Annotated in this window: 25 protein-coding genes and 1 rRNA gene; 20 read left to right on the top strand and 6 right to left on the bottom strand. The window is 42.9% G+C overall.

Annotation, left to right across the window (positions count from 1 at the left end; genetic code table 11):
* Positions 1–26: 26 nt before the first annotated feature.
* On the bottom strand, positions 27–2,555 hold the full coding sequence (gene mrcA, locus V2H77_RS09300; RefSeq protein ID WP_341498570.1) for a peptidoglycan glycosyltransferase/peptidoglycan DD-transpeptidase MrcA: 2,529 nt from the start codon (positions 2,553–2,555) through the stop codon (positions 27–29).
* A gap of 119 nt (positions 2,556–2,674) precedes the next feature.
* Between mrcA and pilM the strand changes: the two genes are divergently transcribed.
* The 16 genes from pilM to V2H77_RS09225 all read left to right on the top strand — a co-directional run bounded on the left by pilM (position 2,675) and on the right by V2H77_RS09225 (position 15,486).
* On the top strand, positions 2,675–3,505 hold the full coding sequence (gene pilM, locus V2H77_RS09295; RefSeq protein ID WP_341498569.1) for a pilus assembly protein PilM: 831 nt from the start codon (positions 2,675–2,677) through the stop codon (positions 3,503–3,505).
* A 2-nt stretch (positions 3,506–3,507) separates the two neighbouring features.
* Positions 3,508–4,059 (top strand): PilN domain-containing protein, encoded by a 552-nt coding sequence (locus tag V2H77_RS09290; protein ID WP_265377805.1) that lies wholly within the window; start codon positions 3,508–3,510, stop codon positions 4,057–4,059.
* Positions 4,046–4,591, top strand: coding sequence for a hypothetical protein (locus tag V2H77_RS09285; RefSeq protein WP_341498568.1), 546 nt, complete (start codon positions 4,046–4,048; stop codon positions 4,589–4,591). The genes V2H77_RS09290 and V2H77_RS09285 overlap by 14 nt, the downstream gene beginning before the upstream one ends.
* Positions 4,584–5,618 (top strand): type IV pilus secretin PilQ, encoded by a 1,035-nt coding sequence (pilQ, locus tag V2H77_RS09280; protein WP_341498567.1) that lies wholly within the window; start codon positions 4,584–4,586, stop codon positions 5,616–5,618. Before V2H77_RS09285 ends, pilQ begins: the two co-directional genes overlap by 8 nt.
* A 369-nt stretch (positions 5,619–5,987) precedes the next feature.
* Complete coding sequence (gene aroK / locus V2H77_RS09275) at positions 5,988–6,509, top strand: shikimate kinase AroK (RefSeq protein ID WP_011144496.1); 522 nt, start codon at positions 5,988–5,990, stop codon at positions 6,507–6,509.
* Between the two features lie 47 nt (positions 6,510–6,556).
* Positions 6,557–7,657 (top strand): 3-dehydroquinate synthase, encoded by a 1,101-nt coding sequence (gene aroB, locus V2H77_RS09270; protein ID WP_341498566.1) that lies wholly within the window; start codon positions 6,557–6,559, stop codon positions 7,655–7,657.
* 171 nt (positions 7,658–7,828) lie between these two features.
* Complete coding sequence (locus V2H77_RS09265; RefSeq protein ID WP_341498565.1) at positions 7,829–8,755, top strand: SPOR domain-containing protein; 927 nt, start codon at positions 7,829–7,831, stop codon at positions 8,753–8,755.
* An 83-nt stretch (positions 8,756–8,838) separates the two neighbouring features.
* Positions 8,839–9,651 carry an adenine-specific DNA-methyltransferase gene (dam, locus tag V2H77_RS09260; RefSeq protein ID WP_341498564.1) on the top strand — a complete coding sequence of 271 codons (813 nt, stop codon included), beginning with the start codon at positions 8,839–8,841 and terminating at the stop codon, positions 9,649–9,651.
* A gap of 60 nt (positions 9,652–9,711) precedes the next feature.
* Positions 9,712–10,392: a ribulose-phosphate 3-epimerase gene (rpe, locus tag V2H77_RS09255; RefSeq protein WP_139654520.1), complete on the top strand. Its 681-nt coding sequence runs from the start codon at positions 9,712–9,714 to the stop codon at positions 10,390–10,392.
* Positions 10,382–11,086: a phosphoglycolate phosphatase gene (locus V2H77_RS09250; RefSeq protein WP_341498563.1), complete on the top strand. Its 705-nt coding sequence runs from the start codon at positions 10,382–10,384 to the stop codon at positions 11,084–11,086. Before rpe ends, V2H77_RS09250 begins: the two co-directional genes overlap by 11 nt.
* Positions 11,087–11,090: 4 nt before the next feature.
* Complete coding sequence (gene trpS / locus V2H77_RS09245) at positions 11,091–12,128, top strand: tryptophan--tRNA ligase (RefSeq protein ID WP_341498562.1); 1,038 nt, start codon at positions 11,091–11,093, stop codon at positions 12,126–12,128.
* 633 nt (positions 12,129–12,761) lie between these two features.
* A complete protein-coding gene (locus tag V2H77_RS23615; protein ID WP_445935473.1) occupies positions 12,762–12,890 on the top strand; it encodes a DUF4160 domain-containing protein in 129 nt (42 codons plus the stop codon).
* Between the two features lie 152 nt (positions 12,891–13,042).
* Positions 13,043–13,336: a BufA1 family periplasmic bufferin-type metallophore gene (locus tag V2H77_RS09240; RefSeq protein ID WP_341498561.1), complete on the top strand. Its 294-nt coding sequence runs from the start codon at positions 13,043–13,045 to the stop codon at positions 13,334–13,336.
* A gap of 24 nt (positions 13,337–13,360) precedes the next feature.
* Entirely contained in the window at positions 13,361–14,287 is a 927-nt protein-coding gene (gene bufB, locus V2H77_RS09235) for an MNIO family bufferin maturase (protein WP_445935472.1), read from the top strand.
* Positions 14,256–15,005 (top strand): HvfC/BufC N-terminal domain-containing protein, encoded by a 750-nt coding sequence (locus tag V2H77_RS09230; RefSeq protein ID WP_341498560.1) that lies wholly within the window; start codon positions 14,256–14,258, stop codon positions 15,003–15,005. Before bufB ends, V2H77_RS09230 begins: the two co-directional genes overlap by 32 nt.
* Before the next feature lies 1 nt (position 15,006).
* Positions 15,007–15,486 carry a DoxX family protein gene (locus V2H77_RS09225; RefSeq protein WP_341498559.1) on the top strand — a complete coding sequence of 160 codons (480 nt, stop codon included), beginning with the start codon at positions 15,007–15,009 and terminating at the stop codon, positions 15,484–15,486.
* A gap of 10 nt (positions 15,487–15,496) precedes the next feature.
* Here the strand turns inward: V2H77_RS09225 and V2H77_RS09220 are convergent, their stop codons facing one another.
* From V2H77_RS09220 to sodA, 4 genes are all read right to left on the bottom strand, one after another.
* Positions 15,497–15,697 (bottom strand): anti-sigma factor family protein, encoded by a 201-nt coding sequence (locus tag V2H77_RS09220; protein WP_225815772.1) that lies wholly within the window; start codon positions 15,695–15,697, stop codon positions 15,497–15,499.
* On the bottom strand, positions 15,690–16,280 hold the full coding sequence (locus V2H77_RS09215; RefSeq protein WP_265377818.1) for an RNA polymerase factor sigma-70: 591 nt from the start codon (positions 16,278–16,280) through the stop codon (positions 15,690–15,692). The genes V2H77_RS09220 and V2H77_RS09215 overlap by 8 nt, the downstream gene beginning before the upstream one ends.
* Positions 16,281–16,565: 285 nt before the next feature.
* Complete coding sequence (yiiM, locus tag V2H77_RS09210) at positions 16,566–17,237, bottom strand: 6-hydroxyaminopurine reductase (protein ID WP_265377819.1); 672 nt, start codon at positions 17,235–17,237, stop codon at positions 16,566–16,568.
* 118 nt (positions 17,238–17,355) lie between these two features.
* Positions 17,356–17,982, bottom strand: coding sequence for a superoxide dismutase [Mn] (sodA, locus tag V2H77_RS09205; RefSeq protein ID WP_341498558.1), 627 nt, complete (start codon positions 17,980–17,982; stop codon positions 17,356–17,358).
* Positions 17,983–18,355: 373 nt separating this feature from the next.
* Between sodA and acs the strand changes: the two genes are divergently transcribed.
* From acs to V2H77_RS09185, 4 genes are all read left to right on the top strand, one after another.
* A complete protein-coding gene (gene acs, locus V2H77_RS09200) occupies positions 18,356–20,311 on the top strand; it encodes an acetate--CoA ligase (protein ID WP_341498557.1) in 1,956 nt (651 codons plus the stop codon).
* 63 nt (positions 20,312–20,374) lie between these two features.
* Positions 20,375–20,686 (top strand): DUF485 domain-containing protein, encoded by a 312-nt coding sequence (locus tag V2H77_RS09195; RefSeq protein WP_265377822.1) that lies wholly within the window; start codon positions 20,375–20,377, stop codon positions 20,684–20,686.
* A complete protein-coding gene (actP, locus tag V2H77_RS09190; RefSeq protein ID WP_341498556.1) occupies positions 20,683–22,332 on the top strand; it encodes a cation/acetate symporter ActP in 1,650 nt (549 codons plus the stop codon). Before V2H77_RS09195 ends, actP begins: the two co-directional genes overlap by 4 nt.
* A 153-nt stretch (positions 22,333–22,485) precedes the next feature.
* Complete coding sequence (locus V2H77_RS09185) at positions 22,486–24,069, top strand: phosphoethanolamine transferase (RefSeq protein WP_341498555.1); 1,584 nt, start codon at positions 22,486–22,488, stop codon at positions 24,067–24,069.
* Positions 24,070–24,313: 244 nt separating this feature from the next.
* Here the strand turns inward: V2H77_RS09185 and rrf are convergent.
* Positions 24,314–24,429 (bottom strand): 5S ribosomal RNA (gene rrf / locus V2H77_RS09180).
* Positions 24,430–24,460: the final 31 nt, after the last annotated feature.

The raw sequence follows: 24,460 nt of genomic DNA, 5'->3' as shown, positions 1-24,460 counted from the left end.
CCCGCTTCGTTGTGCCTGTTTTATCATCAGAATAATTCCTGACTTTCACCATCCTCAATTAAAGTCGTGCCAACTTCCTGCACCGCACTCTCGGTAGGTTGAGTTCCATCAATGAAGTATTCACTACGGGTATCCCCTCCTCCGCCAGCAAGTTTGCCTGTCTTACGATCTATCACGACAGAAACAATCCCCGGAGGTGGTGTGACTTCTTTTTCAGGAACCCCTTCCAGTGCGATCTTCATAAAGTCATCCCAAATTGGTTGCGCACTCTTAGCACCCGCCTCACCGCCACTGGCTGCTGTACGACCAAGGCTTCTACGGTGGTCATCAAAACCAATCCAAACCGTCGTGACAATATCCGGCCCATAACCTGAGAACCAGGCATCTTTTGAACTGTTAGTTGTTCCAGTTTTACCGCCAATATCACGACGTTTCAGATCGCGCGAGGCGCGCCAACCCGTACCGGACCAACCCGGCTCACCAAAAATATTGCTATTCAAAGCATCATGGATCAAAAATGCCAACTGAGTACTGATAACATGAGGAGCATATTTTTGCGCATCTTCATGGTTATCAATTACCGGTACTCTTTCCAATTCAGGCAACGGCAATATCTCTTGCTGGCTAACATGAGATTGAGCAACATTCTCAATCGAGTTTTCAGAAAGCTCGATTGAACGTACCGTATCCCCATAAATTACTGGAATATCGCACTGCGGACATGCAATTTTCGGTTTAGCCTCAAATAGAATATCGCCATCTTCGTTTTCAATCTTAGTAATAAAGTAAGGATCGATCAGATAGCCGCCATTGGACATGACCGAATATCCACGTACCATTTGCATTGGTGTGAATGATGGCGATCCCAACGCCAACGATTCTGTACGTACTATATTTTGTGCTGGGAAACCAAACCGTTGCAGGTAATCAGCAGCATAATCGACTCCCATTGCTCGCATTGCTCGCACCATCACGACGTTCTTCGATTGCCCTAATCCCTGACGCAAACGGATTGGCCCAACATAAGTCGGTGGTGAGTTTTTCGGACGCCAGTCAGTACCAGCTCCAGCATCCCAACGACTAATTGGTAAGTCATTCAGCAATGAAGCTAATGTCAGCCCTTTGTCCATCGCCGCGGTATAGAGAAATGGTTTAATATTGGAACCAATCTGACGTAACGACTGAGTGACACGGTTAAATTTACTCAAGTTGAAATCAAACCCACCAACTAACGCCTTCACAGCGCCATCATTCGGATCAATAGAGACCAAAGCAGCATTAACATCCGGCATTTGCGCCAACCACCAAATATCCTTTACTTTCCGAACCCAAACCTGTTCACCAACTTGCACCACTTCATTCACACTACGAGGAACCGCCCCCTGCGCACTATCAGATTTGAACTTTCTGGCCCAACGGACACCCGCCATTGGCAATTCCGCATTACTGCCATCAGGCAACATGACTATCGCCTGATCGGTACCCGCTCTGGTCACCACAGCCGGAATTAATGGCCCATAATTTGGCAAAGTCTTAAGCTTCTTGGCAATCTGTTCCCGATCCCAAGCAGGTTCGCCCACTTTCCACAAAACTTCCTGCGCCCCACGGTAGCCATGACGCACATCATAATCAATGATGTTATTACGCACCGCATCCACGGCAGCCAACTGAAGTTTACGGGTAATTGTGGTGTAAACTTTATAACCGTCGGTATAAGCATTTTCACCATAACGCTCAATCATCTCCTGACGCACCATCTCGGACAAATAGGGCGCAGAGAAAGCAATTTGGGGCGCATGGTAATTAGCGACCAACTTTTCACTTCTAGCTTGATTATATTGCTGCTGAGTAATATAGCCCTGATTGAGCATACGGCTCAGAACCACATTCCGGCGGTTAATCGCCCGATTATACGAATACAGAGGGTTAAACGTAGAAGGCGCCTTTGGCAAGCCGGCAATCATCGCTATTTCACTCAGCGTCAACTCATTGACACTCTTACCAAAATAGACTTGAGCCGCAGCCCCGACGCCATAAGCCCGGTAACCAAGGTAAATTTTATTAAGATAGAGTTCGAGGATTTCATCCTTATTCAGCAATTGCTCAATCCTGATAGCCAGAAAGACTTCCTTAATTTTACGCATCAAAGTCTTCTCTGGAGTGAGAAAGAAATTTCTCGCCAGTTGCTGAGTAATGGTACTTGCCCCTTGCGATGCATGGCCTGAACTCATCGCGACAGACGCTGCCCGGATGATCCCTACCGGGTCAACCCCGTGATGCTCATAAAAACGACTGTCCTCAGTTGCAATGAACGCCTTCACCATAATCGGTGGAATTTCGGACAACCCAAGAGGCATACGGCGTTTTTCACCATATTGGGCAATCAGCTCGCCATCTGCACTGAACACCTGCATTGGTGTCTGTAATCGAACATCCTTTAATGTCGCCACATCAGGTAACTGAGGCTCGATATATTGGTACATACCAAAAATCGAGGCCGTTCCCAGAAAAATGCAACTCACGACAAAGACTAGAAAATACTTTACGAACTTCACCTGAAATTTCCCATGCCACGTTAGTCGAGTGGTTTATAAACAATCGGCGCGTAGTATAAAGGTTACACCGCACCTTGAATATGGTCTTTTATTAAAATTACTGATATGGAGATCGATAGATGTATTCACCAAAATGGTATGTCGGATTGGACATCCAAAATGGCGCCCTTCGCGCCGTCGCAGCTATAAGACGCCGAGATGGCTGGCAGCTTCGCCACTGCTGGCAATATCTTTTATCCGATACAGTTATGCCGGAAGGCCGTCTACAACGGCCAGAAATACTATGTGATATTTTAAATCAATGGCGCCAAGAATTACCTAAAAAAATCAGTTTCAGACTCGCTCTACCTGTACAACAAACATTGCAGAAGAGTCTGGCTTTACCCCCAGATATCAATCTTAAAGAACCGGAACAAGGCTGGTTTATCAATGCTAGCGCCGAGAAACAATTTCCCTTTAACACCCGAGAATTGGCGCTGGATTACCGTATTATTGAACAAAACGCCTACATCAGCGCTGCTCGCCAGAAAGATCTCAACCTCTGGCTACAATGTCTTGCACAAGCAGAAATAATTCCAGACGCCATTGATATAGCCCCCTGTGCCCTACGCTATATAGCGCAATACGCCGGCGTTCCCGCTGATAGTTGGCTGCTACACAGGCAACAATCTGGTTGGCTATGGGTATCTCCTGCCAGTGCCCCCTTCGCTTATGATCTAGTATCAGCAAATACAGCAGCTTCTCCACAGCAGATTATCCGTCAATTATCTGCTTCATCTATGGCTGAACAACCTGTTTATTACAGTAGCTACCAACAAGAAGCCCTACCTGAAGGAACCTATTCTTGGGATATGTTGGCAGCATTCCGTCACTATCAACCACCACTGCCAGTTCAACTGATGGAATATGTGATAGCCGGTGGTTTAGCACTCAGACCGGATGATAAGTAACGATGTATCAGGTTAATTTTCTGCCTTGGCGACAAACCCGGCTAAGACATCGTTATCGTTGGTGGGCGATTCTTCTCTTATTGCAATTGATATTGTGGCTGACAGTGCTCGTCTGGATGTTATTAAAACAACAGGAAACGATTAACCAGTATCAAAGGCAATTACAACAACTCAGCCAGCAACAATTACATTTGCAACAGCAGATAACTCAGACAGAAGAGGCAATCAATCTTCACAACAAACTGATCTATAAATCAAAACAACAACAAACGTGGCTGAAACAGAACCAGCAACATTGGCAATTATTTAATGAATTACCTGAATTACTACCTGAAGGAAGTTGGTTAACCGCTTTTGATGATCAGGCAGGTCAATTAAAACTGGTTGCTAATAGTCTGGATTATTCCAGTATGACCTCTCTGCTGGATAATCTTGAAAACAACGGGCAATTGTCTGAAATTCAACTAAAAAAGATGACCACCACCGAACAACAAATCAGACAATTTATTATTGACGCTAACTGGCGGGCGGAAATATCCAATGATAAAAAGTGACTATCTATGGTGGTTTGCCAAACCAACCTGGCTGCTCTTGATCTGGCAGCAAGCTATCATCATGCTATTTCTGATCCTGTTTTATCTTTTCTTCTGGCAAGAAAAAGCTGAACAGAGAAGTAGCCTGACACAAAAAATAGCAGCCCAGCAAACCAATACAAAAGCAACCCATGAACGACTAAATCAGCTACCGTTATTGGAAGATATACAACAACACATCAACCAAATAGAAAATGAACTCGGTAAGCCGCGACAAAATGCGGTAAAAATTACCGCAATAAAACAACTACAACAGCCATTGATAAATTCTGGCGCGCAAGTTCTTGAGTGGCAACGTAAAAAAGAAGGGGAAAAAACGCTCTGGCAAATCACAATTTATTTGAACTACGAACAGATGCTGAGTTTTCTTGAAGCGTTACAAACGTTATATCCGCCGTTGCTGATCAAACAGCTTTCCATTTCGCCATCAGGTGAATCCCTAAACGTCAAAATCACCCTGTCAGAAACCTCACATGAGGAATTTTATGACTAAAAAATTTATTCTATTTATCCTTTTTCTGCCCGCTATTGTTGTTGCAGAGATAAGAAATCCTTTTGCTCCCCCGATGATAGAGACAGAAGAGCAATCGGTTGAGTTATTTGATCAATCAGTCAATGAGACCGAAATTCAATCCCTCTCAACCGTATTACAATATGCAGACGCAGAAAGAATTGCTCTGAATCTCGGGCAAAACAGACCCGCACTGATAACAAAAGAGGGTAAAGTTGATTTTGATCCTGAAACTAATAGTCTGATTTTACAGGATACCCCCATCGCCATCGCACAAATAAAAAGCTGGCTGAAAGAGATAGATACACCACAGCAGCAAGTACAGATTACGGCACATATCGTGACCAGCAGCAGAGAAGCACTACATGAACTCGGTATTTATTGGGGCATGCCGATAGGAGAGCAGATTAATACATCAACGGGTATAAACCGCCTCAATATCAACCAAGCCGCCAACGATAACATGCATCGATTTTCGTTCAATATTGCCCGTATTCACACCAGTTTGCTGGAAATGGAACTCAGTGCCTTAGAACAAGAAAACCAACTAGATATTATTGCTAGCCCAAGACTAACCGCCTCACACCAACAACTAGCCAGCATCAAACAAGGCTCTGATATTCCCTACGTCAGCCAAGAAAAAGAGAAAAGTACCGTGCAATTTAAAGAAGCCGTACTAGGAATGGAAGTTACCCCTCATATACTGAGAAAAAACAAAATCAGGCTCTCTCTGAAAATCAGCCAAAACATGCCAGGGATCTCAATAAGTCAAGGAGGAGGTGAGAATTTAACCATCGACAAACAGGAAATAATAACTCAAGTTACGGTAAAGAACGGTGAAACACTTATTCTCGGAGGAATTTTTCAACAGAAAAAAGGCGAGCAAACCCAGAAGGTACCTTATCTATCAGACATCCCATTGATCGGTTCGCTATTTAACCAAAAAGGCCATAAACACAGCCGACGTGAGTTAGTCATATTTATTACGCCTCAACTGATGGATATTTAGCCGAAAATAAAAATATAACCGTTATATCAGCAAGTTGGATATAAAAAACTTAACTATTCCGTATGATGATGAGCAGATTTTTCCAACTAATCCTGTTTATAGATTTGACGCTGAGTCCGATTTAGCATACAAGAGTTAACTAATTGAGTGGTCGGGTTTAACATCACAATAATCAGCCAATGAAACCAGAGCTTTCGTTACAAAAAGCTCATCATTGATTTATATAGTTGCAAAACTGGCTGATGTACTGAGATAATTTTGTTATCTGATCTCACATTACCGCTCATGAGGTTTCAGTTTAGGTCCCGCTGCTGATTTGATTAGCGGGGCGGGTTATCATTAACGAATAGTCTTAGTAATACCAAAAACATGGCAGAGAAACGTAATATCTTTCTGGTTGGGCCTATGGGTGCCGGCAAAAGCACTATTGGTCGTCAGTTAGCTCAGCAACTCAATATGGAGTTTTACGACTCCGATCAAGAAATTGAGCGACGTACCGGAGCTGACGTGGGCTGGGTATTCGACGTGGAAGGCGAAGAAGGCTTCCGCGAACGCGAAGAAAAAGTGATTAACGAACTCACTGAAAAACAAGGCATTGTACTGGCGACTGGCGGAGGTTCTGTGAAATCCAGAGAAACCCGTAATCGTCTGTCTGCCCGTGGTGTCGTGGTCTACTTGGAAACCACCATTGAAAAACAGCTAGCACGCACCCAGCGCGATAAAAAACGCCCCTTACTTCAAGTTGACGCTCCAGCACGTGAAGTTTTAGAAAATTTAGCAAACGAACGTAATCCTCTGTACGAGGAAATTGCTGATGTCACTATCCGTACCGATGAGCAGAGCGCTAAAGTTGTCGCTAATCAAATCATTGAGTTACTGGAAAAAAATTGATTCAAGCAAGTCTGTACAGCGATAAATAATTAAGGCGAAGGCTGCTTATGGAAAAGATCACTGTCACTTTAGGGGAACGTAGTTACCCAATTACCATTGCAAAAGGGTTATTTGACGATCCTTCTGCTTTTGCGCCACTAAAAGCAGGCCAGCAGGTTATGTTGGTAACGAATCAAACCCTAGCTCCGCTGTATTTGGCAAAAGTAAAAGCCGCCTTGCAGCAAGCCGGGATTCGGGTAGATGAAATAGTTCTACCTGATGGTGAACAGTACAAATCTCTTTCCGTATTAAATGAGGTATTTTCCGCTTTGCTGGAAAATAGCCATAGCCGGGACACAACGCTTATCGCTCTCGGTGGCGGCGTAATCGGTGATTTAACTGGTTTTGCCGCCGCCTGTTATCAACGTGGCGTCCGTTTTATTCAAATACCTACCACCCTTCTTGCTCAGGTTGATTCCTCTGTTGGAGGAAAAACCGCAGTAAACCATCCCCTTGGCAAGAATATGATAGGGGCATTCTATCAACCAGTCTCTGTGATGGTCGATCTCAACTGCCTGCAAACGCTTCCAGCCCGCGAACTCTCTTCCGGTCTGGCTGAAGTCATTAAGTACGGTATCATTCTCGACAGCGCATTTTTTAGCTGGCTTGAAGATAATATGGATAAACTTCTGGCTCTCGACAACCAAGCAATGGCTTACTGCATCCGTCGTTGTTGCGAATTGAAAGCTGAAGTTGTCGCAGCAGATGAGAAAGAATTGAGTGGCTTGCGTGCCCTGTTGAATCTTGGTCACACCTTTGGTCACGCCATCGAAACAGAGATGGGATATGGTGTCTGGTTACATGGAGAAGCGGTTGCCGCAGGCATGGTCATGGCAGCAAGAACAGCTCAACTTGCTGATAATTTCACTGAACAGGATACTCAACGTATTATCCGATTGTTGGAGCGGGCAAATCTGCCTGTACACGGACCACAAAATATGCCGCCAGAAGCCTATCTGCCACATATGATGCGAGATAAGAAAGTTATAGCAGGTAAATTACGGCTGGTTCTTCCAACAAAAATAGGTAAAGCCTATCTCCGCTCAGATCTTGAACACAATTGTGTTATTGACGCTATTCGTCAGTGTTTATCCTATGAAAATGGGTAAATTTTAAGTAAGTTGTATGCTTATGGCATTAAATTAAATGTTTTTTTGCATACATCTGATTGTTGTGTCATAAAATAACGACTCTATCAAACAAATTTCCATCTTAGTTAAGTCAGCCAGCCGGACTGGCTTCAATTGCAATTGGCATCATTGGCTCTGTTTGGAGGGCATATGGACGAATTCAAATCAGAAAATGAACAAAGAGCAGATAATGAGTTTAGGCCAGATACTTCAGATCGCCGTTCTTCACGCTCGCGTCAGCCATTAAATAAACCCAAATTTGCGATTTCACGTCAGCAAATGATGCTCGGCATTGGGATTTTAGTGCTGCTACTGCTGATTATTGCTATCAGTTCAGCCTTAAAAGCCCCAACTGAGCATGAAAAACAGCAATCGCCAAATGTCGCCGAGAAGAATATTGATTTATCAAGTTCATCATCCAGCAACGATAACAATCAATCCGTAACATCAGAGAGTAACACCACAAATACAATTAACAGGCCACAGGAAATCCATGTTCCTCCTGTTGGCGGTACTGCAACTCAACCTCATCAGCCTCAAACTAACAATGGCGAAAGTCAAAATCAGCGCATTGAATTACCAGGAAATATTCCTGATGCCCTGACTCAACAACAAAGTAATATAAATCACGCAGTGCAAAATCTGAATCAAGCCCAACAATCACAGCCAGTAACACCGCCACCGGTGGTACAACAGAAATCGGAAAATATCCGTCCACTGAAATCAGAAACACCGGCTAAATCAAAACCATCGACAAATCATACTAGCAGTAAAAATAATGAGGGCAGTAGCGCCAGTAGTGATCTATTGAAAACCCCGGCAAACCACTACACTTTGCAATTAAGTAGTGCCAGCCGCTCAGATACACTGACCGCTTTTGCTAAAAAGTATAGTCTTACCCATTACAAAGTTTATGAAACTAAACGTAATGGAAAAGTTTGGTTTGTTTTAATTCATGGTGATTACCGTTCCGTTTCTGAAGCCAAACGGGCTGTTTCATCTCTACCAGCCGAGATTCAGGCGAAAAAACCTTGGGTCAGAACGATGCAGCAAGTGCAACAAGACCTAAGAAAATAAAACAATATTTATTAGGCGCTGATATGCTGTCCTAAACAGAGTACAATCTGCGGCTCTGGAATGATTGAGTAATTATTGACAGCATGAAAAAAAAACGCGCTTTCTTAAAATGGGCCGGTGGAAAATACCCGTTGGTAGATGACATCAAACGTCATCTGCCAGCCGGTAGTTGTCTGATAGAGCCATTTGTTGGCGCAGGTTCTGTCTTTTTGAACACCGACTACGACTCTTATATCCTCGCTGATATCAACAGTGACCTGATTAACCTGTACAACACAGTAAAACTCAGGGCTGATGAGTTTATCGTCCACACACGCCCTCTGTTTACCCAAGAATACAATACAGCCGAACATTTTTATCAGTTACGAGAGCAATTTAACCAAAGCACTGACCCGTTCTATCGCAGCGTGTTATTCCTTTATCTCAATCGCCACTGTTACAACGGCCTCTGCCGTTATAATTCTCATGGTAAATTTAACGTACCTTTTGGCCGTTATAAAAAGCCCTACTTTCCTGAAGAAGAATTACACTGGTTTGCTGAAAAAGCCAAAAATGCGACTTTTATCTGTGAGCACTATCAACACACGTTGAACAAAGCACATCAAGGCTCGGTTATCTATTGCGATCCCCCCTATGCTCCTTTGTCAGCAACAGCAAACTTTACGGCGTATCACACCAATAGCTTTAACATTGCAGATCAGGAAAATCTGGCAAATATTGCATTTAGGTTATCATCAGAACGTGCAATTCCTGTTTTGATATCCAACCACGATACGCCAATGACACGAAAATGGTACTATCAGGCTTCACTTCATATTGTCAAAGCACGTCGTACTATCAGCAGGAATATCCTTGCCCGCAGTAAGGTAGACGAACTTTTGGCATTATATCGCTGATTTATCCACTCCCCTTTTGCCTCGCAATTAAGGGATGATAGAAACGATTTGGAGAAGATAATGAAAGACTTTCTGATTGCCCCATCCATTTTATCTGCAAATTTTGCGCGGCTGGGTGAAGATACCGCTAAGGTGTTGGCAGCAGGGGCTGATGTTGTTCATTTTGATGTTATGGACAACCATTACGTCCCTAACCTGACTATCGGTCCGATGGTCTGCCAAGCTCTGCGGGATTATGGCATCACTGCGCCAATCGATGTCCATTTAATGGTAAAACCGGTTGACCGCATTATCCCTGATTTTGCCAAAGCAGGAGCGACTTACATTACCTTCCACCCAGAAACCAGTGAGCATATTGATCGCAGTTTACAACTCATTAAAGAGCATGGTTGTAAAGCTGGCTTGGTATTCAATCCTGCAACTCCATTGAGTTATCTTGATTATGTTCTGGATAAATTGGATATCATTCTATTGATGTCGGTAAATCCTGGTTTCGGTGGTCAATCTTTCATCCCTGGAACACTAGAGAAACTGAGTCAGGTTCGTAAAATCATTGATGAAAGCGGTTATGATATCCGTCTTGAGGTAGACGGTGGTATTAAAGCTAGCAATATTGCCGCGGCTGCAACCGCGGGGGCAGATATGTTTGTTGCTGGTTCAGCCATTTTCAGCCAACCAGATTACAAAACTGTTATTGATAATATGCGTAGTGAATTGTCAAAGGTATCTCATGGTAAGTAAGGTATTAAAAGGTATTCGTGCTATCGCTTTTGATCTGGACGGCACACTAGTAGACAGCGCCGGTGGTTTGGCTGATGCACTGGATCAAGCGTTGTTAGCCAAAGGTCTCCCTGCTGCGGGAAAAGAGCGGGTTGCTGCCTGGGTAGGTAATGGCGCAGACATTATGGTCGAACGTGCGTTGACATGGGCCAGAGTCAAATTGACCGCGCAACTGCATAAAGAAACCCGTGAGCTGTTTGACCGATTTTATGAAACAACTGTAACAACAGGCAGTCAACTATTTCCAGAAGTCAAAGTTACATTGGCTGAACTGGCAAAACACAACTTGCCAATGGGTATCATCACCAATAAGCCAACACCTTTCATTGCTCCTCTGCTGGCTTCTTTAGGCATCAGTGAATATTTCTCATTAGTGTTAGGTGGTGATGATGTTAAAGAGAAAAAGCCACATCCGGCACCTATTTATTTAACAATGGGCACATTCGGACTGCGTAAGGAAGAGCTGCTCTTTGTCGGTGATTCCCGTAATGATATTTTAGCAGCACAAGCGGCTGGTTGCCCCTGTGTTGGTTTAACTTATGGATATAACTACGGTGAATCTATTGCATTAAGCAATCCAGATTGCATATTAACGAATTTTTCGGATCTGCTATCCACAATTGGACTCCCATCTTTAAAACTTCAGGAAGCATAATAAAATGAATGAACCCACTGTATCTGAAACACTAAACTCCCAAAAACCTATTGTATTCAGCGGCGCACAACCTTCCGGTGAATTAACCATCGGTAACTACATGGGGGCGTTACGTCAGTGGGTTAAAATGCAGGATGATTATGACTGCATCTATTGCATTGTTGACCAACATGCAATCACAGTCCGTCAGGACCCAAAAGAACTACGAAAACGTACTCTGGATACACTAGCGCTCTACCTAGCTTGTGGCATCGACCCAGAAAAAAGTACTATTTTTGTCCAATCTCATGTCCCACAACACGCTCAGTTAAGCTGGGTTCTAAATTGCTATACCTATTTCGGTGAACTCAGCCGCATGACTCAGTTTAAAGACAAATCAGCTCGTCATGCCGAAAACATCAATGCAGGCTTGTTTGATTATCCAGTGCTGATGGCTGCTGATATTTTGGTATACCAAACAAACCAAGTTCCTGTGGGGATCGATCAGAAACAACATCTTGAACTGAGCCGTGATATTGCTCAACGATTTAATGCCATTTATGGCAATATCTTCGCTGTACCAGAACCGTTTATCCCAACGGGCGGCGCTCGTGTTATGGCCCTTCAAGACCCAGAAAAGAAAATGTCCAAGTCAGATGATAACCGCAACAACGTTATCGCTTTGTTGGAAGATCCAAAATCAGCCGCTAAAAAGATAAAACGCGCAGTCACAGATTCAGAAGAACCGCCCCGTGTTCGCTACGATCTGGAACAAAAACCGGGGGTTTCCAACTTATTAGATATCCTCGCGGGTGTTACTGGCAAAACCGTTCCTGAACTGGAAGCAGAATTTGAAGGCCAAATGTATGGACATCTAAAAAGTGCTGTTGCTGATGCAGTTTCCGGTATGATGACTGAGTTACAAGAGCGTTTCCATCATTTCCGTAACGATGAAGTCCTGCTGAATAAAATCATGGCGGAAGGTGCAGCTAAGGCAAAAGCCCGCGCTCAGATTACGCTAGATAAAGTGTATGAAGCTGTTGGCTTTATTGCTCACCCTTAAATCGATAAAATGTGCACGTTCACTACGTGCACATTTCAGGCTACAAAAAAACCCCATTTAAAAAACGAGACGTATTTTTACATCATTGATGGTAAAAAGTCTGATAGTTTAACCAGACAGAAAAGCAATACGATTGGACAGATTAATACAGTGTAAAACAAGCTTAAACTGACCTATACCCGTTATCTTTCAAGCTGCCTCTTTGTTGGCTGCACTCACTCACCCCAGTCACATAGTTATCTATGCTCCCGGGGATTCGCTCCCTTGCCGTCGCGATGCAACTCGAAATCTATTAGGTATATTTAATGTATTCCGATTTTTCATATTCGATTATTTAACTAGTTGATTAAAAAGTTTATTCTGTGGTTGAAGATATTATTAAAGCGGTTCATTTTGGAAAATATATTACCTGATTAACCTATTCATATTCTTATTTACTTTTTTCGGGGGATATAACCATTAAACCAATTTTTGCTTCTCATTTTCCATTGATAATTTTATGATGGGCGGATTTTAAATCATTATTAAAGGCCGTTGTTTTACCTTCTAGTTTTAATCGGTATAAGGTTTTAACCGTTTTTCTACCACTTTTAACACCTGCTTTTTATTAGGTTTAATCGGAAGTTTTCTGGCATCCTGATACGGATATACTATGACGACCACAACCTACCCCACTTTCACGCCTACTACGATGAACATACGGAAAACACCCTAAAACAAACCTGTTTCTTGTACAGACCAATATCTGAGTCACAAAAATAAGTCATTAAAAATCAGTTAACTATAAAAAAATTATTTTTTTCTCAATATTCACTGTAAGAAATTGATGCGTGGTGCGACTAATTGAGTGAAGCAAATGCTTGTTTCAGCAAAGCAGTAATTTACCTTCTACACACAGATAAAAGGAACGTTCTATGACGAAGCAAACGACAAAAGCATTACTGGCCCTGGCTTTAGGCAGCGTATTTATTGCGGGAAGCACTTCAGCAATGGCGGATGCCGGCAACAAAATGGAGAAATGCTATGGCGTTTCTCTGAAAGGGAAAAATGACTGTAAAGCAGGTGCAGGCACCACCTGTGCTGGTACCTCAAAAAAGGATTATCAGGGTAATGCCTGGAAAATGGTACCGGCGGGTTCCTGCGTAAAAATGAAGTCTCCGACCTCCCCAACCGGTTTTGGTCAACTGGACGCATTCAAAGAAGTGTAATTTCGGCATCAGGCAGGAGCTCATATGATGACAATTTCTTTACCCTCACACAGCGTCTCTCGTGATGCTCCTGACCGCCTCATGCTAAATAGGCTTCCGGCTAGAGCAGGTATCGGATTAAAGCCAGAGCATTTTCGCGCTATTCTGCGCGATAAACCCGACATTGGTTTTTTTGAAATTCACGCGGAAAATTATCTGGTTGCGGGTGGTCCGTTTCATCAGGCACTGACCGCCATTCGCCAAGATTATCCGCTTTCTATTCATGGAGTGGGCCTGTCCATCGGAGGAGAAAATCCTCTGAATCAGTCCCATTTACAACGTGTTGCTGCGCTGGTTGAACGCTACCAGCCGGCCATTTTTTCTGAACACCTTGCTTGGTCGACGCACAACGATCTATTTCTCAATGATCTGTTGCCGCTGCCTTATACTGACGTCACGCTGACGCGGGTCTGCGAACACATCGATCAGGTACAGAATGCGCTGCGTCGCCCCATTCTGCTGGAAAACCCGTCCACCTACATCGAGTTCAGCGCCTCAACCATGAGCGAGACCAACTTTATCTCCGAGGTGATACGCCGCACCGGATGCAGACTACTGCTGGACGTGAACAATCTCTATATCAGTGGCGTCAACCATAATCGCTGCCCGCGGCAGATGCTATTCGAGCTGCCACTTCACCGCGTCGGTGAAATTCATCTGGCGGGCTATACGGAAAGCCGCGATGGGGCAAACGACTTGCTGTTGATTGATTCACACGACAGTCATGTGACCGAACCTGTCTGGGATCTCTATAACAAAACCCTGAGTGAAACGGGGCCGATCGCCACCCTGCTCGAATGGGACAGCAATATTCCACCATTAGACGTGCTGCTGAACGAAGCCAGCCATGCCCAGCGTTACATTACAAAGAGCACGAAAAATGCAACAACAACTGTATCAAGCACTTCTTGACCCCAACCTCACAGTACCTAAGGGGCTGACAGCCTGGAACGGTAGCGATCCGGCGGTACGTTTTGCGATTTATCGTAATAATGTCATAACATCGCTGATCGACGCACTGGCCGAAAACTGCCCCGTCCTTCTCGCCCAGCTCGGAGAGTGCTTTTTCCGTGCGATGGCGGCGGAGTTTATACGTCAACAGCCGCCTTCTTCTCCTATTTTGGCGGGCTATGGCGCGCAATTGCCGGACTGGATTGCGACGTTTCAGCCGTTGGCAGACTGGCCCTGGCTGAGCGATCTCACCCGGCTGGAAATGTTGTTTATTGAATCGCTGCACGCTGCGGACCCTACCGAACAAACGGCAGAAGCGGCCCTCGGTGACGATCCCGCACAGTTGCTGATGGCGCTCCATCCCTCAGTACGGCTCTTTAGTTCAGATTATGCCGTCTTCAGCTTATGGGCCTCACACCAACAAAGTGAAAATGAGATAGCGCTGGACCCATTCCAGCCCGAACATATGCTGCTGTGCCGCGTTGACGACGACGTGCGAATAATGTTACTCAGCCGTGCGGAAATGCAATTTGTCGCCATGCTCCAGTCCGGTCGGTGTCTTACCGAAGCCCTAGACATCGCCGCTAGGGAGGATGCGACTTTTGAGCCTCAACCGGTTTTACAACGCATGCAGCACTACGAGCTGATTCTTTCTCTATATAGCAACACGGAGCGTTAAGATGGCATTACTCAAAATATTAGTGTTAAAGGGGCAACGCATTGCACAGGAAAGTGTTATCCCCCTTCTGGCGCGCATTAGTCTCGCCGCAACATTCTGGCTGTCGGGCCAAAGCAAAGTAGTGGGATTAAACATAGATATTCTGGAGACAAGCACACCCTGGCAACTAGGGATTCCGCGCGTTACCGACAGTTCCGTGTCGCTCTTTACCAGCGAGTACAAGCTTCCTCTGCTGTCACCCGATGTTGCTGCCGTCATGGCCGCGACCGCAGAACACTTGTTTCCGCTGCTGCTGATCGTCGGATTTGCGACACGCTTCTCCGCACTAGCATTAATGGTGATGACGCTGGTGATTCAGATATTTGTTTATCCAGATGCCTGGCCTGTCCACGCTACCTGGCTGACGGCTCAGTTGTATCTGGTGACGTATGGCGGTGGGAGGTTTTCATTTGATCGCCTGATTTACCGCCATCGTACCTGATTCCCCTTCCCTACGTTACTTTATTTTGATTCTCGTTTTCGCCACGAGCGAATGCAGAAGTGATAGTGCGCAGGTCGGCAAGCTGTTGTCTGAAATTCCGGCACCCGTTGCATATTCGCAAATGCAGCATTAGCTGAACATGTTGAGAAAGCACGATTTTTTCATCCAGCGCCTGAGACATCAGGCGCGTAGCTTGGTAACAACTAAGCATATTTACCCTCCTGGGAAAACCAGCGTTGTGACAAACATTCGCGTAAACGCATACGCGCACGCCAGAGCATCACATTCAGGTTGCTGACAGAGAGCGCCATCTCCCGACAGATCTCCTGAGTCTCAAGGCCAACAAATTCACGCATCATAAATGCCCGCGCGTTTTGCGTTGGCAACTGTGTCAGACAAAGCTCGAAAACCGTCCAGAATTGCTCCTGCTCGGCCGCCTCATCCGGTAAATGCCAGCGCTGAGGATGCTCGTTTCGCGGCCAATGACCAGATTCATCAAACAACGCTTCAAAATTTTGCTCATCAGCATCATCAGTCAATTGCACGCTACTATGCCGATAACGCATACGCAAGGCATCCGAGATTTTGTTGCGCAGGATCGTAAACACCCAGCTCTTCCAGGCGGCTCGTCCGGCAAAAGAAGCGGCATTCTTCATCGCCCCTTCCAGCGCCTCTTGGACAACATCTTCCGCTTGATGAAAATCATTCAACTGCAAGCTGGCAAACTGCAACATCTGTTTATGCAGCATGGAAAAAAACTGCGGATCCCGCAGCAGGTTATTGATATCGGACATTGTGGTTTCTATCTTAACAAGGATTGTTCTGGATAACCGGGTATTATTGGCGGAATCGCCGAAATTTACTCACATGACTTAGGGACCGTTTGGGGAATGGAGGTAATTCTAAATTAAAATCCATCTAATAGTAACAAAATGCGATGAAAAGACGCTTAATGTCCATGCAAACTGCCAGTAAAAACCTTTTCGTTTTATCATTGACGAAAACTTAGCAGTGATAAATAGTCAAGACGCTAAAAGTCAGCAATCTAAAATGTGCACGTGGTGAACGTGCACAGTTTATCATTTTCCGAACAACCTACGGTTAAAATCCTCAATCTTTCCAAACATCACCCGCTTTTGCATAGTCAAGCTCCAACTAGCAGATAACCCAGCGGCACTCATCAACCGACGATATTGCTCTTCATCAAATGGCATATTAAACGCAATCGCTATCGCTTCCTTAACGAAAACATCACTATTACGGGAAATAAGAACAAGAGGTTCATCTGGGCTGACATTTCCCGCAGCAATAATTCTATAAAGCCAGCCACAGCGCCCACTCTCCTGCATAATGGCAGAAAAATTGCTGATACCAGAATGAGAATTAAGTTTGTAACAAGGCGAACGAGGTTGAGTTACTTGAATTATTGCCCCTCCCCAACTGAAAATGTCACCAATACAAACATTTTCTTCAGTCAACCCAGTTGTGGAAATATTTTCACCAAATGCTGGAGCAATAAAAAAATCTTCTTGATCAGGAAATTGATGTTTCCAGAAATCATAGTGTTCACGAGGATAATGACAAAGTGCACGATCAGGGCCGCCGTGGAAACGGGTTTCGGCCTGCTCATCACCTTCTAATCCTAAAGAAGTCAGACGCAGGCTACCATCAACCATCCGTTTGTTAATTGCGCTGGCAGAAAGTTTTCCTGATATTTCAATTTTACCTGTATATACCTGCGGACAATACATAATTCACTTTCCTTATTGAAATCAGTCTGACATCACCATCATAAACCAACATTCAACCAATAAAAATGCCGGCAGTCATATCAGCCGGCATAGCAGAAAAGAGAAATTATTCCGTAAGTTATTTCACTTTTTCCTGGTAACGTCTTGCTGCTTCATCCCAGTTAACAACGCTCCAGAATGCTTTAATATAGTCAGGACGACGGTTTTGGTACTGTAAATAATAAGCATGTTCCCAAACATCCAGACCAATAATTGGATAACCGGATGCACCAGAAATAGCTTCCCCCATTAGTGGGCTATCCTGGTTAGCAGTCGATACAACCGCCAGTTTGCCATCATCTTTCAGTACTAGCCACGCCCAGCCAGAGCCAAAACGGGTAGCCGCCGCCTGCTCAAATTTCTCTTTAAAAGAATCTATGCTACCGAAATCACGTTCAATCGCTTCTTTTAATGGACCTTGCAGAGTCGTACCTAATTTCAGACCTTTCCAAAACAAGCTATGGTTAGCGTGTCCACCAGCATTGTTACGTACAAAAGTACGTTTATCAGCAGGTATCTTATCTAATTGCTGAATCAGATCATCAATATCCAGCCCCGCCAGCTCAGGGAAAGCTTCCAAGGCGCTATTGGTATTATTGACGTAAGTCTGATGATGCTTGGTATGGTGGATTTCCATCGTCTGCTTATCAAAATGAGGTTCCAGAGCTTCATAAGAATAAGGAAGAGAAGGTAATGAGTAGCTCATATCATGTACTCCAGTCATATAAGAATGGTTCAAAGTCCACACCTTGTGAACAACGTGATCATTATAGTTAATTAAATATTATTGGAAATGTTTATCAATACCATATTCTTATCATGGTTTTATTATACAACTGTGTTTCAGTGACTTATCAGTCAATTTATCTATATTTAACATTATTATTAGATTAGGATTTTGAATTACTATTTTTGATTAGCAATTAAACCTAAAGAAACCCGCCACACTAAATGACAATTACGTGAAAAATTTTCTTTTTATTACGTGATCTTCCGCGCAAAAAAAAAACAAAAATTCTCTTTACACTTTAGTTAACTTTGATTTGACATAATATTAACATTCGCAAGGAGAATATTATATGACCAAAATAATGAAGCACCCTATTCCTGCCGCCATTGCAGAACATGCCCTGATAAATAAACAACAATACCAACAAAACTACCAATTATCGTTGCAAGATCCGGAAAGATTCTGGGGTGAGAAAGGCAAAATTGTTGATTGGATTCAACCTTACACCAAGGTAAAGAATACCTCTTTTGATCCCGGACATATCAGTATCCGCTGGTTTGAAGATGGAACACTAAATTTAAGCGCAAATTGTCTTGATCGTCATTTAAAAGAACGTGGTGATCAAACCGCTATTATCTGGGAAGGTGATGATCCAACAGAATCCAAAGCAATAACCTATCGTGAACTACACCATAATGTATGCCAGTTTGCCAATGTATTAAAAAATCTTGGTATTAAAAAAGGCGATGTTGTTGCTATTTACATGCCGATGGTGCCAGAAGCAGCAGTTGCCATGTTAGCATGTGCCCGCATTGGTGCTATCCACTCTGTTATTTTCGCGGGTTTTTCTCCTGACGCCGTATCCGGGCGCATCATCGATTCGAATACTAAACTTGTCATTACTGCCGATGAAGGATTGAGAGCCGGACGCACTATTCCCCTGAAAAAGAATGTCGATGACGCATTAAGTAATGCAGCCGTTGTCAGTGTGTCTAATGTAATCGTTTTTAAACGTACTGGAAATATTAGTCACTGGCAATCTGGCCGTGACCTTTGGTGGCATGAATTGATAGCAAACGTTAGTGCTGACTGCCCAGTTGAAGAGATGAATGCAGAAGACCCGCTGTTTATTCTCTATACTTCCGGATCTACCGGTAAACCTAAAGGTGTACTGCACACCACCGGAGGTTACCTTGTATATGCATCTCTAACATTTAAATATGTATTCGACTATCAGCCGGGAGAAATCTATTGGTGTACAGCAGATGTAGGCTGGGTTACCGGGCATAGTTATCTGCTCTACGGTCCCCTTTCCTGCGGCGCTATTACTCTAATGTTTGAAGGCGTGCCAAATTATCCTGCGGTTAACCGTCTAAGTCAGGTTATTGATAAACATCAGGTAAATATCCTGTATACAGCACCAACAGCGATCCGAGCCCTGATGGCTGAAGGCGACAAAGCTATTGAAGGAACGAAACGGACTTCTCTGCGTATTATGGGATCAGTCGGCGAGCCGATTAACCCGGAAGCTTGGGAATGGTATTATCAGAAAATTGGTAACAGCAAATGCCCAATTGTCGATACTTGGTGGCAAACAGAAACTGGTGGTTTCATGATCACACCTCTGCCAGGCGCAACCGAACTGAAAGCGGGTTCCGCAACGCTACCTTTCTTCGGTGTTCAGCCCGCGTTGGTTGATAATCTTGGTGAACTACTAGAAGGTGTTTGCGAAGGAAACTTAGTTATTACCGATTCCTGGCCAGGACAAGCACGCTCACTATTTGGCGATCATGACCGTTTTGAACAAACCTATTTCTCTACCTTTAAGGGAATGTATTTTAGTGGTGATGGCGCACGCCGTGACGAAGATGGCTACTATTGGATAACTGGCCGTGTTGATGATGTGCTGAATATTTCAGGCCACCGTCTAGGTACTGCTGAAATTGAATCTGCTTTGGTCTCCCATCCTAAAATTGCAGAAGCGGCTGTCGTAGGTACCCCGCATAACATTAAAGGGCAAGCAATTTATGCCTATGTCACCTTGAATCATGGTGAAGAACCCTCTCCAGAACTCTATACAGAAGTCCGTAATTGGGTACGTAAAGAAATCGGCCCGATTGCTACGCCAGACATCCTACACTGGACAGACTCCTTACCAAAAACTCGCTCAGGAAAAATTATGCGTCGTATTCTGCGCAAAATAGCTTCCGGCGATACCAGCAATCTAGGAGATATTTCAACACTAGCAGATCCAGGAGTAGTAGAAAAATTGTTGGAAGAAAAACAAACAATGAGTATTTCGTGACAGATCATGCCGCCATAAGGCGGCTGTAATCAAAATATAATAAATATAAGAGGATATACTCCGATGAATGACGATATTTACCTAGGGATCGAGAATAACCCTCGTTTCAAAGAATTAGTTGAAAAACGAGGACGTTTTGCATGGCTGCTATCAATAATTACATTAATTCTGTATATCGGTTTTATTTTTCTCATTGCATTTTCACCCGAATGGCTAGGTACTCCCCTTTATAATGGTTCCAATATCACCCGTGGAATACCAGTTGGTGTTGGTTTAATTGTTATTTCATTCATTTTAACCGGCTTATATGTAATCAGAGCCAATAACGAGTTTGATCACCTTACCTCACAAATTCTCAGTGAGGTAAATAAATGAAAAAGTTCCTGTTATCAGCAATAGTGCTATTTCCTCATCTCACCTGGGCTAACACAATCTCTGGAACCGTAGAAAAGCAACCTGTCAATATTCAAGCTATTATCATGTTTGTCCTGTTTGTTGGTTTTACTCTCTACATCACTTACTGGGCCTCAAAAAAAACCCGCTCCCGTGCTGATTACTACACTGCGGGTGGACGTATTACTGGTTTCCAAAATGGAATGGCAATTGCGGGAGATTTTATGTCCGCAGCATCATTCCTCGGTATTTCCGCTTTAGTCTATACGTCTGGTTATGATGGACTAATTTATTCTATCGGCTTCTTGATTGGCTGGCCTATTATCCTATTTCTGATTGCCGAAAGATTAAGAAACCTTGGACGCTATACTTTCGCTGATGTCGCCTCCTACCGGTTACAACAACGCCCGATCCGTATATTATCTGCAATTGGCTCACTGTTTGTTGTCGCCCTCTATCTTATCGCCCAAATGGTTGGGGCAGGTAAACTTATCGAATTGCTTTTTGGGCTCAATTACCATGTAGCGGTCGTATTGGTTGGTATCCTGATGGTATTTTATGTTCTGTTTGGCGGTATGCTGGCAACGACCTGGGTACAAATTATCAAAGCTATCCTATTGCTAGCTGGCGCCACCTTTATGGCCCTTATGGTCATGAAAGCAATAAACTTCAATTTCAATACCCTATTCAAAGAAGCCGTTGCTGTTCATTCAAGAGGTGAAGCCATCATGAGTCCAGGAGGATTGGTATCTGACCCAATATCCGCGCTTTCCCTCGGTCTCGCATTGATGTTTGGTACTGCTGGCTTACCTCATATTATTATGCGTTTCTTTACTGTAAGTGATGCGAAAGAAGCACGAAAAAGCGTTTTCTATGCGACTGGCTTTATTGGCTATTTTTACATTCTGACCTTTATCATCGGTTTCGGTGCTATTTTACTGGTTAGTCCAAACCCTTCCTTTAAAGATGCTACCGGTGCACTCATTGGTGGTACTAACATGGCAGCCGTTCACCTTGCTAATGCAGTTGGCGGCAACTTGTTCCTGGGTTTCATCTCTGCTGTCGCTTTTGCCACAATTCTAGCTGTTGTTGCGGGGCTAACACTGGCTGGCGCATCAGCGGTATCACATGACCTATACGCAAACGCCATTAAACGTGGTAAAGCTAATGAACGAGATGAACTGAAAGTATCAAAAATAACAGTTGTGGTACTTGGGTTTATCGCAATCGGATTAGGTATTTTATTTGAAAACCAGAATATAGCCTTTATGGTTGGATTGGCATTTTCTATTGCTGCAAGCTGTAACTTCCCAATTATTCTTTTATCTATGTACTGGCGTAAACTCACCACCCGTGGTGCCTTAGCCGGAGGTTGGCTAGGATTAATTACAGCGGTAGTTTTGATGATCCTCGGCCCAACAATCTGGGTTAGCATTCTTGGTCACGAGAAACCAATCTATCCTTATGAATATCCAGCATTATTTTCAATGATTATCGCTTTTATTGGTTCATGGCTATTTTCTATCACCGATAATTCACAACAAGGTATACAGGAAAGAGAACAATTTAGAATCCAGTTTATTCGATCACAAACAGGACTTGGTATCGCACAAGGAAAAGCACACTAATTACATTTTTATGTCCAACCTCTCCTTCGGGAGAGGTATTTTCACTAGAATCCACCTAAATTCAGAGCTATTTCACAAGTTAACCTCTTGTTTTAATCCTAGGTTAATGATTAACTCTTTTATTTAAATTTATTAATTAAATTATTAATCTGTATGCGAAACAAATGGCCAATTATTATTATTTTGACTCTCTCTTTACTACCGATAATATTCATTAGTGATTTATCGGGTGAGTATAAATTAAAAATAATATTACTGAGTTTCTTGTTAGCAAGTGTTAATGCATTTTTTTATTGTTATAAATATCTTAAGCCTTTGGTTTTACTTATTTCTCTATTGTGGTCACTTAATATATCTACATCTTTTTTCTTCTTTAATGAACATCATATAAACTTTTCTTCAACTATTGCTAATACTTTTATTAATACAAATAGCAATGAAGCTGTAGGTATGTTGTCTTACAACAAATACTATGTATTTTTCTTTATTTTCATGTTGTTAATATATTTTTTGTCTATTAGATGGCTATCAAAAAATATAGACAAAAGATTACTCAAATCTAGTTTATGGGCTTTTATTTTTGTCTGTCTGTTAATGCCTATTGACTACTATATCTCAGGAAAAAAATATTTAGATGATATTATTCTATCAGAACACTTTTTAATGGGAACACCATTCTATAACTCATCAGCAATGGTAAAGGCAATATATGAAAATCAACAAATTAAAAATATTTCTTCTGTTAAAGTGAATTTTAATTATATAAAAGAAGATAAAGATATTGATATTTACATATTGATAATAGGAGAATCAGCAAGAAGAGATCATATGTCTCTGTATGGTTACAACAAAACCACAACCCCAACATTGAACACGATGCAAAGAAATATGTTGATATTCAATCAAGCTATTTCTCCAGCTCCAGTGACTATATTATCCTTACCTATTTCACTTTCTAATATTACTCTATATCAACTCAGAAATAAGGTTCATTATGCCGACAATATTATATCTTTAGCTAAAGATGCAGGATTTAAGACAACCTGGATAAGTAACCAAGGAAGATCAGGTAAAAGAAATAGCTTGATCACAGTTATTGCTAATATGGCTGAAAGCCAAAAATGGAATGAATATATTGGATATGATGAAGAATTACTACCCTATTTAGATGATGCTCTAAAACAGAAAGGTAAGAAATTTATTATTATGCATATCTATGGCAGTCATGAGCCATCCTGTAACCGATTTCCCGAAAATAAACTGATATCTTTTTCATCGAACGAAGATGATAATTGCTATGACAGCTCAATAATTTATACAGATCAACTAATAGAGAAAATTGTTAATAAAATCAAAGACCATAAAGCGTCTATTCTCTATTTTTCAGATCATGGGTTACAACGTTTAGATAAAAACGGTGACATCCGTTATCACCACGGAGTTAGTCATCCTCGAAAAGAAGCTTACAATATTCCCTTATTTATCTGGTATAACGATAATGTTGATCAAAAATACCGTCATACTGGAGTAATAAATACCCCATTCTCAACTTCAGACAATTATTACCTTATCAGTGATTGGCTAGGTATTTATCATAAATATCCAAAGTACTGCCGTTCACCATTAAGCAATTGTTTCAAACCACAGAAAGAGCTAATGGTGATCGATGGTAATAAAAACCTGATGAAATATAGCGAGCTTTCTGACGAGAAAAATATCAAAGCTTCAGGTAAATGATTTGGATTCAATATCCAAGTGTCTTAGCCATGATATCAACCATAAATACATTATTTATGGGCATAAGAAAGCATAAACTTATTATTTTAGTACTCACATTCAAGTCGGCCACATATTATGTATATAGCAGCCCTGATAACATGGATAGAGGTAGTAACTAGATAATATATGCAAATAAAATGATATATAGCCCCTAATACGCAAAAACCCCCAGCTCTCGCTGAGGGTTTCCACTGTATTTAAAGCCTGGCAGTTCCCTACTCTCACATGGGGAGACCCCACACTACCATCGGCGCTACGGCGTTTCACTGCTGAGTTCGGCATGGGGTCAGGTGGGACCGCCGCGCTATCGCCGCCAGGCATATTCGGTTTTACTCCGGCCGTTGCGTCT

Origin of the sequence: Photorhabdus sp. P32 (assembly GCF_038085095.1) — a bacterium.
Lineage (GTDB): Bacteria > Pseudomonadota > Gammaproteobacteria > Enterobacterales > Enterobacteriaceae > Photorhabdus > Photorhabdus luminescens.
The sequence above is the reverse complement of the archived record's forward strand: the minus strand, read 5'-3'. Positions and strand labels throughout refer to the sequence as shown.

What these genes read in the sequence shown, in the direction of transcription:
- pilM (WP_341498569.1), top strand. Translation starts at nt 2,675, where the DNA reads ATGTATTCACCAAAATGGTATGTCGGATTGGACATCCAAAATGGCGCC.
- V2H77_RS09290 (WP_265377805.1), top strand. Translation starts at nt 3,508, where the DNA reads ATGTATCAGGTTAATTTTCTGCCTTGGCGACAAACCCGGCTAAGACAT.
- V2H77_RS09285 (WP_341498568.1), top strand. Translation starts at nt 4,046, where the DNA reads ATGATAAAAAGTGACTATCTATGGTGGTTTGCCAAACCAACCTGGCTG.
- pilQ (WP_341498567.1), top strand. Translation starts at nt 4,584, where the DNA reads ATGACTAAAAAATTTATTCTATTTATCCTTTTTCTGCCCGCTATTGTT.
- aroK (WP_011144496.1), top strand. Translation starts at nt 5,988, where the DNA reads ATGGCAGAGAAACGTAATATCTTTCTGGTTGGGCCTATGGGTGCCGGC.
- aroB (WP_341498566.1), top strand. Translation starts at nt 6,557, where the DNA reads ATGGAAAAGATCACTGTCACTTTAGGGGAACGTAGTTACCCAATTACC.
- V2H77_RS09265 (WP_341498565.1), top strand. Translation starts at nt 7,829, where the DNA reads ATGGACGAATTCAAATCAGAAAATGAACAAAGAGCAGATAATGAGTTT.
- dam (WP_341498564.1), top strand. Translation starts at nt 8,839, where the DNA reads ATGAAAAAAAAACGCGCTTTCTTAAAATGGGCCGGTGGAAAATACCCG.
- rpe (WP_139654520.1), top strand. Translation starts at nt 9,712, where the DNA reads ATGAAAGACTTTCTGATTGCCCCATCCATTTTATCTGCAAATTTTGCG.
- V2H77_RS09250 (WP_341498563.1), top strand. Translation starts at nt 10,382, where the DNA reads ATGGTAAGTAAGGTATTAAAAGGTATTCGTGCTATCGCTTTTGATCTG.
- trpS (WP_341498562.1), top strand. Translation starts at nt 11,091, where the DNA reads ATGAATGAACCCACTGTATCTGAAACACTAAACTCCCAAAAACCTATT.
- V2H77_RS09240 (WP_341498561.1), top strand. Translation starts at nt 13,043, where the DNA reads ATGACGAAGCAAACGACAAAAGCATTACTGGCCCTGGCTTTAGGCAGC.
- bufB (WP_445935472.1), top strand. Translation starts at nt 13,361, where the DNA reads ATGATGACAATTTCTTTACCCTCACACAGCGTCTCTCGTGATGCTCCT.
- V2H77_RS09230 (WP_341498560.1), top strand. Translation starts at nt 14,256, where the DNA reads ATGCAACAACAACTGTATCAAGCACTTCTTGACCCCAACCTCACAGTA.
- V2H77_RS09225 (WP_341498559.1), top strand. Translation starts at nt 15,007, where the DNA reads ATGGCATTACTCAAAATATTAGTGTTAAAGGGGCAACGCATTGCACAG.
- V2H77_RS09220 (WP_225815772.1), bottom strand. Translation starts at nt 15,697, where the DNA reads ATGCTTAGTTGTTACCAAGCTACGCGCCTGATGTCTCAGGCGCTGGAT.
- V2H77_RS09215 (WP_265377818.1), bottom strand. Translation starts at nt 16,280, where the DNA reads ATGTCCGATATCAATAACCTGCTGCGGGATCCGCAGTTTTTTTCCATG.
- yiiM (WP_265377819.1), bottom strand. Translation starts at nt 17,237, where the DNA reads ATGTATTGTCCGCAGGTATATACAGGTAAAATTGAAATATCAGGAAAA.
- sodA (WP_341498558.1), bottom strand. Translation starts at nt 17,982, where the DNA reads ATGAGCTACTCATTACCTTCTCTTCCTTATTCTTATGAAGCTCTGGAA.
- acs (WP_341498557.1), top strand. Translation starts at nt 18,356, where the DNA reads ATGACCAAAATAATGAAGCACCCTATTCCTGCCGCCATTGCAGAACAT.
- V2H77_RS09195 (WP_265377822.1), top strand. Translation starts at nt 20,375, where the DNA reads ATGAATGACGATATTTACCTAGGGATCGAGAATAACCCTCGTTTCAAA.
- actP (WP_341498556.1), top strand. Translation starts at nt 20,683, where the DNA reads ATGAAAAAGTTCCTGTTATCAGCAATAGTGCTATTTCCTCATCTCACC.
- V2H77_RS09185 (WP_341498555.1), top strand. Translation starts at nt 22,486, where the DNA reads ATGCGAAACAAATGGCCAATTATTATTATTTTGACTCTCTCTTTACTA.